This window comes from Herbaspirillum chlorophenolicum, assembly GCF_001189955.1.
GTDB classification, from domain to species: domain Bacteria; phylum Pseudomonadota; class Gammaproteobacteria; order Burkholderiales; family Burkholderiaceae_D; genus Herbaspirillum; species Herbaspirillum chlorophenolicum.
This window is the reverse complement of sequence record NZ_LFLT01000032.1, coordinates 1-17032: the sequence shown is the minus strand read 5'-3', so window position 1 is coordinate 17032 and position 17032 is coordinate 1. Positions and strand designations below refer to the sequence as shown.

Annotated in this window: 15 protein-coding genes; all 15 read left to right on the top strand. The window is 59.8% G+C overall.

What is annotated here, in order from left to right; translation table 11 throughout:
* Window positions 1-942, top strand: coding sequence for an ABC transporter permease (locus tag AKL28_RS17490; protein WP_050469438.1), 942 nt, complete (start codon window positions 1-3; stop codon window positions 940-942).
* Window positions 943-964: 22 nt separating this feature from the next.
* Window positions 965-1858 (top strand): ABC transporter permease, encoded by an 894-nt coding sequence (locus AKL28_RS17485; RefSeq protein ID WP_050469437.1) that lies wholly within the window; start codon window positions 965-967, stop codon window positions 1856-1858.
* Entirely contained in the window at window positions 1855-3528 is a 1674-nt protein-coding gene (locus AKL28_RS17480) for a dipeptide ABC transporter ATP-binding protein (protein ID WP_050469436.1), read from the top strand. Before AKL28_RS17485 ends, AKL28_RS17480 begins: the two co-directional genes overlap by 4 nt.
* Before the next feature lie 156 nt (window positions 3529-3684).
* On the top strand, window positions 3685-4020 hold the full coding sequence (locus AKL28_RS17475; RefSeq protein WP_050469465.1) for an ArsR/SmtB family transcription factor: 336 nt from the start codon (window positions 3685-3687) through the stop codon (window positions 4018-4020).
* A gap of 31 nt (window positions 4021-4051) precedes the next feature.
* Window positions 4052-5335 carry an arsenic transporter gene (locus tag AKL28_RS17470; RefSeq protein WP_050469435.1) on the top strand — a complete coding sequence of 428 codons (1284 nt, stop codon included), beginning with the start codon at window positions 4052-4054 and terminating at the stop codon, window positions 5333-5335.
* A gap of 64 nt (window positions 5336-5399) precedes the next feature.
* Window positions 5400-5828 (top strand): arsenate reductase (glutaredoxin), encoded by a 429-nt coding sequence (arsC, locus tag AKL28_RS17465; RefSeq protein WP_050469434.1) that lies wholly within the window; start codon window positions 5400-5402, stop codon window positions 5826-5828.
* Complete coding sequence (gene arsH, locus AKL28_RS17460; protein WP_050469433.1) at window positions 5809-6531, top strand: arsenical resistance protein ArsH; 723 nt, start codon at window positions 5809-5811, stop codon at window positions 6529-6531. The genes arsC and arsH overlap by 20 nt, the downstream gene beginning before the upstream one ends.
* Before the next feature lie 36 nt (window positions 6532-6567).
* Window positions 6568-6936: a hypothetical protein gene (locus AKL28_RS24550; RefSeq protein WP_156226389.1), complete on the top strand. Its 369-nt coding sequence runs from the start codon at window positions 6568-6570 to the stop codon at window positions 6934-6936.
* A gap of 119 nt (window positions 6937-7055) precedes the next feature.
* Complete coding sequence (locus tag AKL28_RS17450) at window positions 7056-8273, top strand: TolC family protein (protein ID WP_231602474.1); 1218 nt, start codon at window positions 7056-7058, stop codon at window positions 8271-8273.
* The gene (locus AKL28_RS17445; protein WP_050469430.1) at window positions 8270-9754 is read left to right on the top strand and encodes an efflux RND transporter periplasmic adaptor subunit; all 1485 of its coding nucleotides are present in this window, start codon (window positions 8270-8272) and stop codon (window positions 9752-9754) included. Before AKL28_RS17450 ends, AKL28_RS17445 begins: the two co-directional genes overlap by 4 nt.
* On the top strand, window positions 9751-12891 hold the full coding sequence (locus AKL28_RS17440; RefSeq protein ID WP_050469429.1) for an efflux RND transporter permease subunit: 3141 nt from the start codon (window positions 9751-9753) through the stop codon (window positions 12889-12891). The genes AKL28_RS17445 and AKL28_RS17440 overlap by 4 nt, the downstream gene beginning before the upstream one ends.
* 29 nt (window positions 12892-12920) lie before the next feature.
* Window positions 12921-13265: a copper-binding protein gene (locus tag AKL28_RS17435; RefSeq protein ID WP_050469428.1), complete on the top strand. Its 345-nt coding sequence runs from the start codon at window positions 12921-12923 to the stop codon at window positions 13263-13265.
* A 242-nt stretch (window positions 13266-13507) separates the two neighbouring features.
* The gene (locus AKL28_RS17430; RefSeq protein WP_156226388.1) at window positions 13508-14923 is read left to right on the top strand and encodes a HAMP domain-containing sensor histidine kinase; all 1416 of its coding nucleotides are present in this window, start codon (window positions 13508-13510) and stop codon (window positions 14921-14923) included.
* A 10-nt stretch (window positions 14924-14933) separates the two neighbouring features.
* On the top strand, window positions 14934-15575 hold the full coding sequence (locus AKL28_RS17425; RefSeq protein ID WP_050469426.1) for a response regulator: 642 nt from the start codon (window positions 14934-14936) through the stop codon (window positions 15573-15575).
* A 675-nt stretch (window positions 15576-16250) separates the two neighbouring features.
* Window positions 16251-17032: MipA/OmpV family protein (locus AKL28_RS17415; protein ID WP_050469424.1), on the top strand; the 782-nt coding region annotated here is incomplete at its 3' end.

The following is a 17032-nucleotide window of genomic DNA, read 5'->3' as shown; positions in this document are numbered from 1 at the left end:
ATGGTGACCTATGTAGCGCGTCGCTTGCTGGCGACCATTCCGGTGCTGCTCATGGTAATCGTGGTCGTCTTCCTGATCCTTAGGCTGACGCCCGGCGACCCGGCGGCAATCATCGCGGGCGACAACGCCAATGCCGAGCAATTGGCCGCCATCCGCGCACAGATGGGCCTTGACCAGCCGATCTATGTGCAGTTCGCCACCTGGGCCGGACATCTCCTGCAGGGCAACTTCGGTATCTCCCTGATTTCAGGCAAGGCGGTCACCGAGCTGATCGGCCAGCGCATGTGGCCGTCGCTGGCCCTGGGCACGATCACGATCGTGCTGTCGGTCGCCATCGCCATTCCCCTCGGGATCTTCGCGGCCTGGAAACAGGGCAAGACCGCCGACCGGCTGGTCATGGCCGGTTCGGTGCTGGGGTTTTCCATGCCGACCTTCGTCATCGGGTACTGCCTGATCTGGCTCTTCTCGGTGAAACTGGACTGGCTGCCTGTGCAAGGCTACAAACCCATGGCCGATGGCCTCGGCCAGTTCGTCGGCCATCTGGTATTGCCCAGCCTGGCCCTCAGCACCGCGTATATCGCGCTGATCGGGCGCATCACCCGCACCAGCATTGTGGAAGTAATGGGAGATGACTTTATCCGCACGGCCCGCGCCAAGGGCCTGCGCGAATGGTCGGTGCTGTCGCGGCATGCCCTGGGCAACGCCGCCATCCCGATCATCACCATCATCGGGGTCGGCATCGCGCTGCTCATCGGCGGCGTGGTAATCACGGAATCCGTCTTCAACATCCCCGGTGTGGGGCGGCTGGTCGTCGAGTCAGTGCTGGCCCGCGACTATCCGGTGATCCAGGGCTTGATCCTGGTTTTCTCATTCCTCTATGTCCTGGTGAACCTGGCGGTGGATCTGACCTATATGGTCTTCGATCCGCGTATTCGGTATTGATGCAACGGGAGAAGATCTGAACATGGCAATCCTGGAATCGAACCAACTTCCCCTCTCGGCCCGCGATGGGCAATGGCGGCGGCGCTGGGACAGCGCACGCCGCTTCGCCGGGACAACCCCGGTGGCGCTGTCGGTGGCCGTACTGGCGCTTATCGTGCTGGCGGCCTTGCTGGCGCCGTGGCTGCACACCACGGATCCGATGCAGCTGGACCCGGCGGAGCGGCTCTCGGACTTCTCCGCCGACCACTGGTTCGGCACCGACGCACTGGGGCGTGACCTCTACTCGCGCGTGGTGTATGGCGCGCGCATATCGCTGGTTGTCGGTGTGGGCGTGTCGCTGGCCAGTGTGGCTTGCGGGCTCCTGATCGGCGTGGTGGCCGGCTACTTCAGGACGGCCGATGCCATCATCATGCGCATGATGGATGGCCTGATGGCGATCCCCGGCATCTTGCTGGCCATCGCCCTGGTGTCGCTCTCGGGCGCCAGCCTGATGACCGTGCTGGTCGCCATTGCGGTTCCCGAGGTTCCCCGGGTGGTGCGGCTGGTGCGCAGCATCATCCTGGCTACCCGCCATGAATCGTATGTGGAGGCCGCGCTCACGCTGGGTACGCGTACCCCGAAGCTGCTTTGGCGCCACGTCATCCCCAACACCGTCGCGCCCCTGGTGGTACAGGGCACCTATATCTGCGCGTCGGCGATGCTGACCGAGGCGGTGCTGAGTTTCCTCGGCGTCGGCATCTCTCCTGAAATCCCGAGCTGGGGAAACATCATGGCCGAGGGGCGCATGTACTTCCAGCTATTCCCCAGCCTGATCCTGTGCCCGGGGGTATTCCTTTCAATGGTCGTGCTGGCCGTCAACGTGCTGGGAGACGCCATGCGCGACCACCTCGATCCAAAAATGGCGGAACGACTATGAATATGACCGATCTCCAGCGAGAAACCAGCCGTGACGCGGTGCTATCGATCCGCGACCTGACGGTAATCAACCGCAAGAGCGGCCGCAACATAGTCGAGCGCATCAATGTCGATATCCGTCCCGGCGAGACCGTTTGCGTGGTCGGCGAATCCGGCTCGGGCAAGTCGGTGACATCGCTGGCAGTCATGGGCCTGCTGCCCCAGCATTCGCTGGCAATCGGCGGCGGCGAGATCTGGCTCGCCGGCGAAAACATTGCGCAGGCAAGCGCATCCCGCCTGCGCCAGCTGCGCGCCTGCAAGATGGCGATGGTCTTTCAGGAGCCGATGACCGCGCTCAACCCCGTCATGACGATCGGCGCACAGCTCGACGAGGTTCTGCGCATCCACTCGCGGCTGCCCTTGTCCAAACGCCGCGAGAAGGTGATGGGGATACTGGAAGCCGTCCATTTGCCGGATGTGCCGCGCATCGTCGCCTCCTACCCGCACCAGCTCTCGGGCGGGCAGCGCCAGCGGGTAGTAATCGCCATGGCCCTGGTGCTGGAACCGCAATTGCTGATCGCCGACGAGCCGACCACGGCCCTGGATGTGACGACGCAAAAGCAGATCCTGCGCCTGATCGATGAACTGCGCGCCAAGCACAATACGGCGGTGCTCTTCATCACCCACGATTTCGGCACGGTCTCTGAAATCGCCGACCGTGTGGTCGTCATGAATAGCGGCAAGGTCGTGGAAACCGGCAACCGCGCCCAGATCCTCGCGGAACCGCGGGAACGGTACACGCGCCTGCTCATTTCGTCGGTGCCCAGCCTGATCCCGAAACCCGAGGAAGCCTTGAGCGACGAGGTCGTGCTGCAAGTAAGCGGCCTGGACAAGCAGTATGGGAAAAAGACATTTTTCTCCCGCAAGGAACCGACACTGGCAGTCAGCAATGTCGACCTCGCCCTTCGCAAGGGGGAAGTCCTTGGCATCGTCGGCGAATCCGGCTCGGGGAAATCGACGGTGGCGAGATGCATCATGCGCCTCATCGAACCCAGCGGCGGCCAGGTCCTGCTCAATGGCGAAAACATGGCCGCCTTGCGGGGCGAACCCCTGCGCCAGCTCCGCCGGCGCATCCAGATCGTGTTCCAGGACCCATATCGCTCGTTGAACCCGCGGCAGCCGGTAGGCGAGTCCATCATCGAAGGGCCGTTGAACTTCGGCACAGAGCGGGCCGTCGCATGGCGCAAAGCGGCCGACCTGATGCGTACCGTGGGCCTGAGCGAAGAAGTGATGAACCGCTACCCGCACCAGTTTTCAGGCGGACAACGGCAGCGTATCTGCATCGCCCGAGCACTGGCCATGGAACCGTCGCTGCTGGTCGCCGACGAAGCCGTGTCGGCACTGGATGTCTCGGTGCAGGCGGAAGTCCTGAAACTGCTGCGCGAGATTCGTGAACGCACCGGCATCGCCATCCTCTTCATCACCCACGACTTGCGCGTCGCCGCACAGATCTGCGACACGATTGCGGTCATGCAACGCGGGCGCGTGGTCGAATTCGGCGCAGCCCATCAGGTGCTCGCCAATCCGGCCGACAGCTATACCCGGAAACTGATCGACGCGGCGCCCGGGAGAGATTGGGATTTCCAGAACTTCCGCCCCTATGCCAATCAGTTGGTTTCGTCATGGCCGTAACCGGCGCCTCCTCCGTCAAACACCGAACAGCCAGGGGAGGCGCGCACTGACCTCGATGGCAAGTCCGGTTCTCGCCGAAGCAGCAGGCAAGAACAGGCACTTGCATCGATTCCATATTTCAATAATAATTGAAATATGGAATCAAAGAACCCCACCATGGAAACGAAAGCCGTCATCACCGCACTGGCTGCGCTGGCCCAGGAGTCGCGCCTGGCCATCTTCCGCTATCTGGTACAGATCGGGCCTGAAGGCAGTGCCGCCAGCAAGATCGGCGAACACCTCGACATTGCGCCGTCGTCGCTCTCGTTCCATCTGAAAGAACTGGCCCACGCTTCACTGGTGACTTCGCGGCAAGAAGGCCGGTTTGTCATCTATACCGCCAACTACCCGGCCATGAACCAGGTGCTCGGTTTCCTCACCGAAAACTGCTGCGGCGGCAATGCCTGCGCGCCCGTGGACGCGTGCTGCGAACCTGCAACCTCATCGAACTGACCAACATCCCCCTCCCTATCAAGGACCTGGCGTGCTTCCGGCATTTCTCATTTTCCTGCTTACCCTGATATTCGTGATCTGGCAGCCCAAGGGGCTGGGCATCGGCTGGAGCGCATGTACCGGCGCCATTGTGGCGCTGATCTTCGGGGTCATCCATTGGTCTGATATCCCGGTGGTGTGGCATATCGTCTGGAACGCCACCGGCACCTTCATCGCCATCATCATCTACAGCTTGCTGCTGGACAAGGCCGGCTTCTTTGAATGGGCAGCGTTGCACGTGGCCCGCTGGGGCGGCGGCCGAGGCCGGGTCCTGTTCTGCTTGCTGGTCTTGCTGGGCGCCGCCGTCTCCGCCCTGTTCGCCAACGATGGCGCGGCCCTCATCCTGACGCCCATCGTCATCGCCATGCTGCTGGCATTGCGCTTCCCGCCCCGTGCGACCCTGGCCTTCGTCATGGCGGCCGGCTTCATCGCCGATACGGCCAGCTTGCCGCTGGTGGTATCGAACCTGGTCAATATCGTCTCGGCCGACTTCTTCAAGATCAGTTTCGCGGAGTACGCGTCCATCATGATCCCGGTCGACATCGTGTCGGTGCTGGCCACGCTGCTGGTTCTGTTCGCCTGTTTCCGGCGCGACATCCCCGCCAGCTATGACCTGGCGCAGCTCCAGTTGCCGGCCGACGCCATCCGCGACCGCGCCACGTTCATTGCCGGCTGGTGGGTGCTGGCGCTGCTGCTGGTCGGCTTCTTCTGGCTGGAAGGCCTGGGCGTGCCGATCAGCGCCGTGGCCGCCGTTGGGGCGCTGATCCTGCTGGCCGTGGCCGGCCGCGGCCACATCATCTCCACGCGCGAAGTCATCAAAGGCGCGCCCTGGCAGATCGTCTTTTTCTCGCTGGGGATGTACCTGGTGGTGTATGGGCTGCGCAATGCAGGCCTGACGGACTATCTCACTGGCGTCTTGGACGGCTTCGCCCGGCATGGCGTCTGGAGCGCCGCCATCGGCACCGGCTTGCTGACCGCCTTCCTCTCGTCCATCATGAACAATATGCCCACCGTGCTGGTTGGCGCCTTGTCGATCGACGCCACCACCGCCCAGGGCGTCGTGAAGGAAGCCATGATCTACGCCAACGTCATCGGCAGCGACCTCGGCCCCAAGATTACGCCGATCAGCAGCCTGGCCACCCTGCTCTGGCTGCACGTGCTCGACAAGAAGAGCATCCACATCTCCTGGGGCTATTACTTCCGCATCGGCGCCATGCTGACGCTCCCGGTGCTGCTGGTGACGCTATCCGCCCTGGCGCTCCGATTGGGGGCTTGAGATGCCCTTTATTTCATTTCGCCGCACTTCCTAACCGACCGCCATTTCATATCAGGATTCCACCATGACCACGATCTACCATAACCCGGCCTGCGGGACTTCCCGCAACACCCTGGCGATGATCCGCAACAGCGGCGAAGAACCGATCGTCATTGAATATCTCCAGCATCCCCCTTCACGCGACACCCTGGTCAAGCTGATCCAGGATGCAGGCCTGGCCGTGCGCGAAGCAATTCGCCAAAAGGGAACACCCTATGCCGAGCTGGGCCTCGACAACCCGGCACTGACCGACGAGCAATTGCTGGACGCCATGCTGGCCCATCCGATCCTGATCAACCGGCCGTTTGTGGCGACATCGAAGGGAACGCGCCTGTGCCGGCCATCCGAAGTCGTGCTGGAAATTCTTCCGCATCCTCAAAAGGGCCCCTTCACAAAAGAAGACGGCGAACTCGTCATCAATACGGAGGGGCAACGTGTCGCATCAGGCAAGTAATCTGCCCAATATCGATCCGGGCTTGTTCCGGATTCCATCGATTGCCGATTTTTCGGTGCCCCGCACATCCAGCCATGCCCCAAGATTTCTCCTGCTCTATGGGTCCGTTCGCGAGCGTTCTTACAGCCGCTTGCTGACCATGGAAGCGGCCAGATTGCTGGAGGCGATGGGCGGCGAGGTCGCCATCTTCGATCCGCGCGGATTGCCCTTGCCGGACAGCGAACCCGATACCCATCCCAAGGTGAAAGAGCTGCGCGACCTGGCCAACTGGGCTGAAGGCATGGCCTGGTGCTCGCCGGAGCGGCACGGCGCCATGACCGGCATCATGAAAGCCCAGATCGATTGGATTCCACTGGCACAAGGAGCTATCCGGCCGACGCAGGGAAAGACGCTTGCCGTCATGGAAGTCTCCGGCGGCTCGCAGTCTTTCAATGCGGTCAACCAGATGCGCGTGCTGGGGCGCTGGATGCGCATGCTCACCATCCCGAATCAATCGTCGGTTGCCAAGGCCTACCAGGAATTCGACGATGCCGGCCGCATGAAACCTTCGGCCTACTATGACCGGGTAGTCGATGTCATGGAGGAGCTGTTCAAATTCACGCTGTTGACCCGGGACATTTCCCCTTTCCTGGTGGATCGCTACAGCGAGCGCAAAGAAAGCGCGGCAGAACTGGGCAAGCGGATGAATCAGAAATCCATCTAAATCCGGTTTTCTGCGACCTGGTCTATAATCGGCGCGATGAAAATGCTGCGCACATTTCTGATCCTGCTGTTGGCCATTGCCATTCCCCTTGAGGGATTGGCGGCGGTACGCATGGGCGAAATGATGCACACAAACTCTGTCCCCATGGAGATGGCGGCGTCCGCGAGTACCGCAGATGACGCTTGCATGATGAACATGTCGGATTCCGGCAAATCTTCCAAATCGACGGCTCCATGCAAAATGGGCGACGCCTGCAAGATTTGCCAGGTTTTCCCGTCGACAACATCCGCCGTCAACGCCAATCCATTGATCCTGCCGCTGATCGAAACCGTTTCCCTGCTGCCCGAGTCGCTGCTGCCTTCTCACGACCCGTCCGGGTTGTGGCGCCCTCCCCGTTCGCTCTAACTCCTCATTGATCCGTTGATACGTCCGGCCTGAATGCCGGGCGGTTGTTTGCGCGCCTTTCGCACGCGCCGTCACGCTATGGAGTGAACAATATGTCCCTTCGCAGGATATCCAGCACCTTGCTTGCTTTGCTTGCCGGGATGTCCGGCCTTGCCCAAGCCGGCCCCCTTTCCTTTAACGCCGCGCTCGACATTGCCGAGCGCCAGTCCCCCAATCTCGCCTCCAACAGGGCGCAAATCCAGGCCGCCCAATCGGCCGCAATACCTGCCGGTGCCTTGCCCGATCCAAAAATTTTCGCCGGCATCGACAACTATCCGGTATCCGGGCCGGATCGCGGCCAGCTCAATGGCGACTCGATGACGATGCAAAAAATCGGCGTCATGCAGGAGTTTCCCAATGCGGCAAAACGCCAGGCGCGCGTTGCGGTAGCCGAGGCTTCCATCGAAACCGCCGAAGCGCAACGGCAGGTCGAACGCCTGAAATTGCGCCGGGCCACTGCCCTGGCATGGCTCAATCGCTACTACCTGGAACGCAAGGTCTCCCTGTTCGCTAGCCTGGACAAGGAGAACCTGCTTTGGGCGGATGCCGTACGCGCCCAGGTCGCGTCCGGCCGCACCCAGATTGCCGATAGCCTCATCCCCAAACAAGAGGCGGCCCAGCTTGCCGACCGCCGCGACGACCTGATTCGCGACCTGGTCAAATCAAAGGCCAATTTGCGCCGTTATATCGGCGGCGAAGCGGACGAGCCGCTGGTCGACGCCTTGCCTGCCCTGGATATCGATGCCGACCATTTGCGGCAGCATTTGCATCGGCATCCGGAACTGCAGGCGTTTGCCGCCGCAACGCAGAAGGCGCAAGCCGAGGTCCGCGAAGCGCAAGCGATGAAGAAGTCCGACTGGGGTGTCGAACTTGCCTACCAGCGGCGCGATCCGCGATTCGGCAATATGGTTTCCGTGCAATTCACGTTCGACATTCCCGTGTCGCCGTCGACCCGGCAGGATCCCCGCATTGCCGCCAAACAGCAGGAGTTGTATCGCATCGATGCAGACCGCGAAGCCATGCTGCGCGATCACACCAACGAACTGGAAAACGACCTGGCCGACTACCAGTCCTTGACCCGCCAGCTCGAGCGCGCCAACCAGACCGCCTTGCCCCTGGCGCAGCAGAAAGTCGACCTTCAGTACGCCGGCTATCGCGCAGGCAAAAGCGACTTGACGGCGGTACTGGCCGCACGCCGTGAAATCATCGACCAGCGCCTGAAAATCATCGATATGGAGGCGCAACGCGCGGCTGTGGCCGCCCAGCTTTATTTCGCTTATGGGGGAGACCAGCAATGAACAAAAATACTTACCAGATCGCCGTACTGATCGCAGCGGTTGCCGCCGTGAGCGGCATGGGCGGATATTGGATCGCCCATCGCGCCGCCGGCGTCGCAGCAATGCATGCCGAGACAGCAAACCCAGCCACGCAAGTGGAGCGCAAGGTACTGTATTGGTACGACCCGATGATGCCGAACCAGCGTTTCGACAAGCCGGGCAAGTCGCCTTTCATGGATATGCAACTGGTGGCGAAATACGCCGACGGGCAAGCGGAAGGCGCTGGCGTCATGATCGATGCCGGCATTGCCCAGAATCTGGGGATGCGCACCGCGAAAGTCGAACGCGGCAGTTTGTCGGCAACGGTCAACGCCGTCGCCAGCGTGCAACTCAATGACCGCCAGGTTGCGATTGTCCAGTCCCGCAGCAACGGTTTTGTCAAACGCGTCTATGCGCGCGCGCCCGGCGACGTCGTTGCACGCGGCGCTCCGCTGGTGGATTTGCTGATTCCGGAATGGGCCGGCGCCCAGGCGGAATTCCTGGCGGTACTCAATACACACGATGCGGCCCTGCTCCAGGCTGCCCGCGCACGCCTGCAACTGCTCGGGATGCCTGGCGACCTGATCAGCCGCGTCGAAAAGAGCGGCCGCCCTCAAGCAGTTGTGACCATCGTTGCGCCCATCGCAGGCTTGATTCAGGCACTGGATATCAGAAGCGGGATGACCGTATCGGCAGGCGCCCCTTTGGCCAGGATCAATGGCCTGGATACCATGTGGCTGGAAGCGGCCATTCCTGAAGCGCAGGCTGCACAAGTCAATGTCGGCAGCAAGCTGGAAGCGCATTTCTCTGCTTATCCAGGCGAAAACTTTACCGGCAAGATCCTTGCCGTTCTGCCGGAAACCAATGCCGACAGCCGCACACTCCGGGTACGCGCCGAATTGCCCAATCGCGACGGCAAATTGAAGCCGGGCATGTATGCGCAAATCAGTCTGGGTAGCGGCAAGGCAGCGCCAAGCCTGCTGGTTCCGTCCGAAGCGGTCATCCGCACCGGTGCACGCAATGTCCTGCTGGTCACAACGGGCGATGGACGCTATCAGCCGGTCGAAGTGCAGCTTGGCCAGGAAGCCGATGGCAAGAGCATCGTACTGGGCGGCGTCGCCGAAGGGCAGCAGGTTGTCACGTCCGGCCAATTCCTGATCGATTCGGAAGCCAGCCTGAAAGGCGTGCTGGCGCGGCTGAACACCGCGCCGCCCCCTGCCGCCGATACCGCCCAGGCAGCACTCAATGACGCCACCGGGAAAATCGAATCGCTGCAGGGGCCCGATATCACGCTCTCGCATGGCCCGGTCCAATCGCTGGGCTGGGGAGCGATGACGATGTCCTTCAAACTGGCGCGGCCCGATATGGCGTCCGGCCTCAAGACCGGCGACAACGTGCATTTCAGCTTCCATGAAAAAAATGGCGACTACGTGATCGAGAAACTGGATCGGAGCGCGCCATGATAGAAAAACTCATCAAATGGTCAATCGCGAGCCGCTTCCTGGTCTTGCTTGCGGTTTTCTTTCTGGGAGCATGGGGATTCTGGGCACTCAAGACGACGCCCGTGGATGCGTTGCCGGACCTGTCGGATGTCCAGGTCATCATCCGCACCAGCTACGCCGGCCAGGCGCCGCAGATTGTCGAGAACCAGGTTACCTATCCGCTGGCGACCACCATGCTGTCGGTGCCGGGGGCAAAGACCGTGCGCGGCTACTCGTTCTTCGGCGACTCCTTCGTCTATGTCTTGTTTGAAGACGGCACCGACATGTACTGGGCGCGCTCCCGGGTGCTGGAGTATCTCAACCAGGTGCAGGGCCGCCTTCCCGCTTCGGCCAAGGCATCGCTGGGGCCGGACGCCACCGGCGTCGGCTGGATCTACGAGTACACGCTGGTCGACAAGACCGGGCAACACGACCTGGCCCAGTTGCGCAGCCTGCAAGACTGGTTCCTGAAGTATGAACTCAAGAGCCTGCCCAACGTCGCCGAAGTCGCAACCGTCGGCGGCATGGTCAAGCAATATCAGGTCGTGCTCGATCCGGTGAAACTGGCGGCCTACAACATCACGCAAGACAAGGTCATCGACGCGATCAGGAAAGCCAACCAGGAAACCGGCGGCTCGGTGCTGGAGATGGCGGAAACCGAATACATGGTACGCGCCTCCGGCTATCTGAAGACGCTGGCGGACTTCCGCAATATCCCGCTGGCGACGGGGAAGAACAGCGTGCCGGTCAAACTGGGCGACGTGGCGACCATCCAGCTGGGGCCGGAGATGCGGCGGGGTATTGCGGAGCTCAACGGCGAGGGCGAGACCGTCGGCGGCGTCATCGTCCTGCGCTCCGGCAAGAATGCGCGCGACACCATTGCCGCCGTCAAGACCAGGCTGGAAGAACTCAAGAAGAGCCTTCCAGCCGGCGTCGAGGTCGTGCCCGTCTACGACCGCAGCCAATTGATCGACCGCGCCATCGACAACCTGTCGCACAAGCTGCTCGAGGAGTTCATCGTCGTCGCGGTGGTTTGCGGCCTGTTCCTGTGGCATCTCCGTTCAGCGCTGGTGGCAATCGTCTCCTTGCCGCTCGGCATCATGATTGCCTTCATCGTGATGCGCTACCAGGGCGTCAATGCCAACATCATGTCGCTGGGGGGCATCGCCATCGCGATCGGCGCCATGGTCGATGCCGCCGTTGTCATGATCGAGAATGCCCACAAGCATATCGAGGAGTGGAAGCATCGGCATCCCGGGCAATCCCTGCAGGGCGAAACCCATTGGGAAGTCATCGGCGAAGCGGCGGCGGAAGTCGGGCCAACGCTGTTCTTCTGTCTGCTGATCATCACCTTGTCGTTCATCCCGGTGTTCACGCTGGAGGCGCAGGAAGGACGCCTGTTCGGGCCATTGGCGTTCACCAAGACCTATGCGATGGCCGGCGCCGCGGGCTTATCCGTCACGCTGATCCCGATCCTGATGGGCTACATGATCCGCGGGAATATCCCCTCGGAAAACAGCAATCCGCTCAATCGATGGCTGATTCGTTGCTATCGGCCGTTACTGGAAGCCGTCTTGCGCCGGCCGAAAACGACGCTGATCGTTGCCGCTCTTGCGCTGCTGACGACGCTGTGGCCGATCAGCCGGTTGGGCGGCGAATTCCTGCCGCAGATGGATGAGGGGGATTTGCTCTACATGCCGTCCGCCTTGCCAGGTTTGTCTGCGTCCAAGGCTGCCGAGTTGCTGCAACAAACCGATCGCCTGATCAAGACCGTCCCGGAAGTGGCCAGCGTTTTCGGCAAAGCCGGCCGCGCCGAAAGCGCCACCGATCCGGCGCCGCTGGAGATGTTCGAGACCACCATCCAGTTCAAGCCACGCGATCAATGGCGCCCCGGCATGACGCCGGCGAAATTGATCGATGAGCTGGACCGGGTCGTCAAAGTGCCGGGCCTGTCGAACATCTGGGTCCCTCCGATCCGCAACCGGCTGGACATGCTGGCCACCGGGATCAAAAGCCCGATCGGCGTCAAAGTGTCCGGCACCAGTCTTGCCGATATCGACAAGACGGCGCAGCAGATCGAACAGGTTGCCAAACAGGTTCCCGGGGTGAGTTCCGCGCTCGCCGAACGTCTCAGTGGCGGGCGTTACGTGGACGTCGATATCGACCGGCTTGCCGCCGCCGGCTACGGGCTCAATATCGCCGACGTGCAAAGTATCGTGTCGTCGGCCATCGGCGGCGAGAACGTTGGCGAAACGGTCGAGGGGCTGGCGCGCTATCCGATCAGCGTTCGCTACCCGAGAGAAAGCCGGGACTCGCTGGAGAAGCTGCGTGACCTGCCGATCCTGACCGGCAGCGGCCAGCAGATCACGCTGGGCACCGTCGCCAAACTGAAGGTCAGCGATGGGCCCCCGATGCTCAAAAGCGAGAACGCCCGGCCAAGCGGCTGGATCTACGTCGATGTCCGGGATCGGGATTTGGCTTCCGTCGTCGCCGACTTGCGCGCCGCCGTCGCTTCCCAGGTGAAACTGGCGCCGGGACTCAGCATCGCCTACTCGGGACAATTTGAATACCTGGAACGGGCAAACGCACGCCTGAAGCTGGTGGTGCCGGCAACGCTGCTGATCATCTTTGTGCTGCTGTACCTGACGTTCCGGCGTTTCGACGAGGCGGCTCTGATCATGGCGTCGTTGCCGTTTGCCTTGATCGGCGGTATCTGGTTCCTCTATCTGCAAGGCTACAACCTGTCGGTTGCCACCGGCGTGGGATTCATTGCCCTGGCGGGCGTGTCCGCTGAATTTGGGGTGGTCATGCTGCTGTACCTGAAACAGGCTGTCGCTGCCCGGCAAAGACAGGGGGTGGAATTGACTACGTCCATGCTTGAGGACGCGATTCGGGAAGGCGCCGTGCTTCGCGTTCGCCCCAAAGCAATGACTGTCGCCGTCATTCTTGCCGGCCTGGTTCCTATTTTGTGGGGGAGCGGCACCGGCTCCGAAGTCATGAGCCGCATTGCCGCACCCATGGTCGGCGGCATGATCACCGCCCCATTGCTCTCCATGTTTGTTATCCCGGCTGCGTATCGCTTGATGCATGGCCGCCAACCCAAAGCCGCACGGGCTTGATTTATCTTTAACCCGAAAGGAAATTCACCATGAAAAACCGTTTTATCGTTGCTGCATTCGCTACCTTTGCCTTCATTGGCGCTCCGTCTGTTTTTGCCGCCGACATGGATAACATGAGCAATATGGGCAAGAGCGGCTCGACCGAGAAAGTCTCCCACGGCGTTGGCATCGTCAAGGCGATGGACGCCAAGCAGAACACCATCACGCTTGCCCACCAGCCGATCAAGGAACTGAACTGGTCCGCGATGACGATGACCTTCAAAGTATCGGATGGGAAATTGCTCAAGGACGTCAAGGCAGGCGACCAAGTGTCGTTCGACCTGAAAGGAAGCGGGATGGCGCCTGTGGTGACGGCAATCCGCCCAGCCAAATAGTAGAAGCCGGTTTGGCTTGCAATCGGCTTCGTTGATATCCGACTAAGCCGATACCCGCCCCGGCCACATACCGGGGCGGGTATCGCGATTGCCGAAGATATTTCCAATGCAACAACAAATGACAAAACCATCCTGTACTTTTGGATGATGGCACCAGGCCATATGGCCTGTAAAATTCGCCCCCTCAAGGTGTAAGTTCATCCTTACAATCAGCTCTTTACCCTGGCGGCGGATTCAAATTGTTGTTCAAGCGATTGCAAACCTGGTGGCATGGACGAAAGCGGCTCGGCATGTTCTGGCGCTTCCTGTTCGCCATGATGCTGGCGACCTTGATTGGCATGGAATTACTTGCAATTGGGCTGACTCTTTTCAAAGAGTATCGCATCGTCAGGGACCTGGAATCGCCGCTGTTTTCCCAAGGTCTTGATAGCGAACTTCTAAAAATAGTGCCAACCCTTGAATCGGCACAGAATAACCAGGAGCTTTTCGCCCTGGTTCTGGGCGCGTTTATCAACAAGGGCAAATCGCTGGACGTGCTGGCTGACAACGGCACCAGTTCCAGGGCGGTCATGGTGACCTCCGGGAGGCTGAGCGTTGCCTTCATTTCAAATGGGCAGACAATCTGCAGCTATCCCAATGTAGCGGCCAGCCAGGCAGATACCGGCGCATGGTCAACGGCAACACCTCAAGAGTTTCACTTTCGCACGTCATTTTCGACCGATAAAAATGTTCAAGGCGAGCTGAATATGAAGCTCGCCCTGTTCCGGTCACCTGCATTGATATGGATGGCAACAAAAGACATTTCATGGAACTTCATCTTCGTCTTCCTTGCGTTCCTGAACATCTGCTCCGCCATCGCGCTGGCCCCCATTCTGGTACGGCGAATCAAGCGCGCCGAGAAAGTTGCCCGAAGCTGGACGGAGGGAAACCTGCATGCGCGGATCAACGATTCGCGCAAGGATGAATTCGGCGACCTCATCCGGTCGTTTAATACCCTCGCCGATTCATTTCTAGAAGTCATCCGAGTCAAGCAAGAATTGGCCGCGGTTGAAGAAAGAAACCGCCTTGCACGCGACCTGCACGATACGGCAAAACAGCGCGCCTTCGCGCTGAATCTTCAACTCACCGCCTTGAGCACCCTTGGCGACCGGCATCCAGGTGAAGCATCACGCATCACCAGCAGCGCTTCCACTTTGGCCCAGCATCTGCAAAATGATTTGTCGAATGTCATCAGGCGCTTGTCGGCGTCCACCGTGGCCGAGCTTGGAATGCGCGAAGTGCTGCGACAAGAAATAGGGAGCTTGTTTGATGGCTCCCGGATCAGATGGAAAATTTCCATTTCCGATGAAATCGATTCGATGATGCGCGACGCGCCCCATCTCGCCCAGCAGATTCTGCTCATCGTCATGGAGGCCTCCGCCAACGCACTCAGGCACTCGGGAGCTGAGCTGCTTGCCGTTGAATTTTCCGAGTCGAACGATAGATATACCCTGGTCATCGAGGATGATGGAAAAGGCTTCGATGCCATAGATACCTCTGTCCTGGGAATGGGGCTGGCAAATATGCGCCTTAGAGCGAAAAGCCTTCCCCAGGGAGAATTTTCGATTGTCAATCGCAGCGAAGGCGGTGTAGCCATCACTGTCCGCTTCCAGTTTTGAGGCAAATGAAATGGGCGTGACAGTGCTGCTGGTTGACGATCATGCCGTCGTTAGAGAGGGACTGGCGAGCCTGTTGGCCATCGCTGGAGAATTCGGACGCATCGAGCAAGCAGGCGATGGGATTCAGGCTGTCTCCTTGGCCAAAGAACTGCAACCCGGACTCATCGTCATCGATCTGCTGATGCCGGCCATGTCTGGCCCGGAGGCCATCAAACTGCTACGCGAAGCGTGCCCGACAGCAAAAATAACGGTGCTGACGTCTTCGGAAGATGACGCGCTTGCCTTCTCCGCTTTAAAAGCGGGGGCGAATTCCTTCTTGCTCAAGTCCATGTCGGGCGGCGAAGTCCTTTCCTCACTCAAAAAGATCGCAGATGGTGAGGAAATCATCCATCCAACCGTGAGCAAAGGCATTCTCAAAATGTCGTTGAGGAATGCCAACCAGAACGCTCCTTTCGATAACCTGACCCCTCGCGAGCTTGATGTCCTGACCGAGCTGGCCAGGGGAGCAAGCAATGCCCGGATCGCACTTGCCCTGAACATCACTGAAAGAACGGTGAAGTCTCACATCGGGAACGTGCTCTCGAAATTGAATCTGTCCGACAGAACCGAGGCAGTAGCATTCGCCTGGCGAAATGGCCTCATGAAGGAATAAAGCGCAAAAGAAACGGTTCCGCCCCGCTATTGAGCCGTTAAGCCTGCGATGGCATTTACCTTCGGATTCTGCACACCCTCATCCTGTTGACCGCAGACGCTATCGCCCAACTCTCGAAGTATGGCCTCCATTCTGGCCTGCCTCTCAGGCGAACCCGGCTGCGCCCACAATTCATCAAACTCCCTGAAAGCAGCGGATAGTTTTTGACCGTTCCCCGTGAGTCTTTTCACGACCAAAGCATCACCTTTCATCTGAATATCATCGGCACGGAAGAACGCCAATCACTCACACCTCATGCAGAAGCAACGGCAACATCCGGTTGAGCGATTTTAAAGCGCAGCGATATGCTTCGCCTCGTACAAAAGTACAGTGCCACCGGGGCACTTTGTACGATTCGCAAGGCAAACCGTTCTTCTACAATCCCTCTCGCGATGAATATCCGCATTCATCAACCAAAAATCGATCCCGCAGAACGGAACGGTTGAATTGCCTGAGGGGTTTTCGTGAAGTGATGGCGTTCCCTTCCCGTCCTCATGACATCCGCGGACTTGTCGCTCGTTTGAAGAAATCGCAGTGAAAGCTCGCGAGAACCTGGAAGGTCACCCATCGTCCTTCCTGCCTGGTTCCGTCAGGCTGTCTTTCGTTAAATGCACCACACTACCAACTCTATATGCCATGAAGACATTCAAACTAGCCTTAGTGTCCGCCACCGTTATTTCCGCGCTCGCCCCTACCCTTGTCTTTGCACAAGCCCAGAATGGAGACGAATGGAAATATACCGTTGGCGTCGGCGCGATGAGCGGGCCTAAGTATCCCGGTTCGAGTGATACAAAAATCCAGGGGTTCCCCGTGTTGGGTGCGACCTACGGCCGATTCTTCTTTGGGGCGGCAGACTCTGGAGTCACGATCCCTGTCGGGATCGGCTACAACTTCTTCCAAAACAAAAACTGGAAAGCAGGCATTGGCATTGGCTACGACATGTTTAGCGTACGCAAAGAATCCGATAACGAGCAAAAGCTTCATGGACTTGGCGACATCGAGCGCACGACGAGAACCGCAATCTTTACGAAGTACACCAATCATGGATTTTCGGCGTTCGGGGCGGTGGTCAACTCCGCAAAAGGACAAGGGATTCAGCTCAAGGGCGGTGTAGATTTATCCACCAACGTCACCCCTCGCCTTCTGGCCAACGCCGGCCCCAGTTTCACATGGGGCAATGAAAAGTCAAACAAGACATTCTTTGGCGTCAACGAAGTACAAAGTGCCAACTCCGGAAAACGCCAGTATTCCCCATCGGCAGGTTTTACCGATGTGAGCCTCTCGGCCGGCCTCACCTATCTGGTTTCTTCCAGCTGGAGCATTGGTTCAAAGGTCAGCGTTTCCTATCTTCCGGATACCGCCAGCGACAGCCCGATTGTGGATAAGGATGTCACCACGAGCTACACCATCTTTACTGC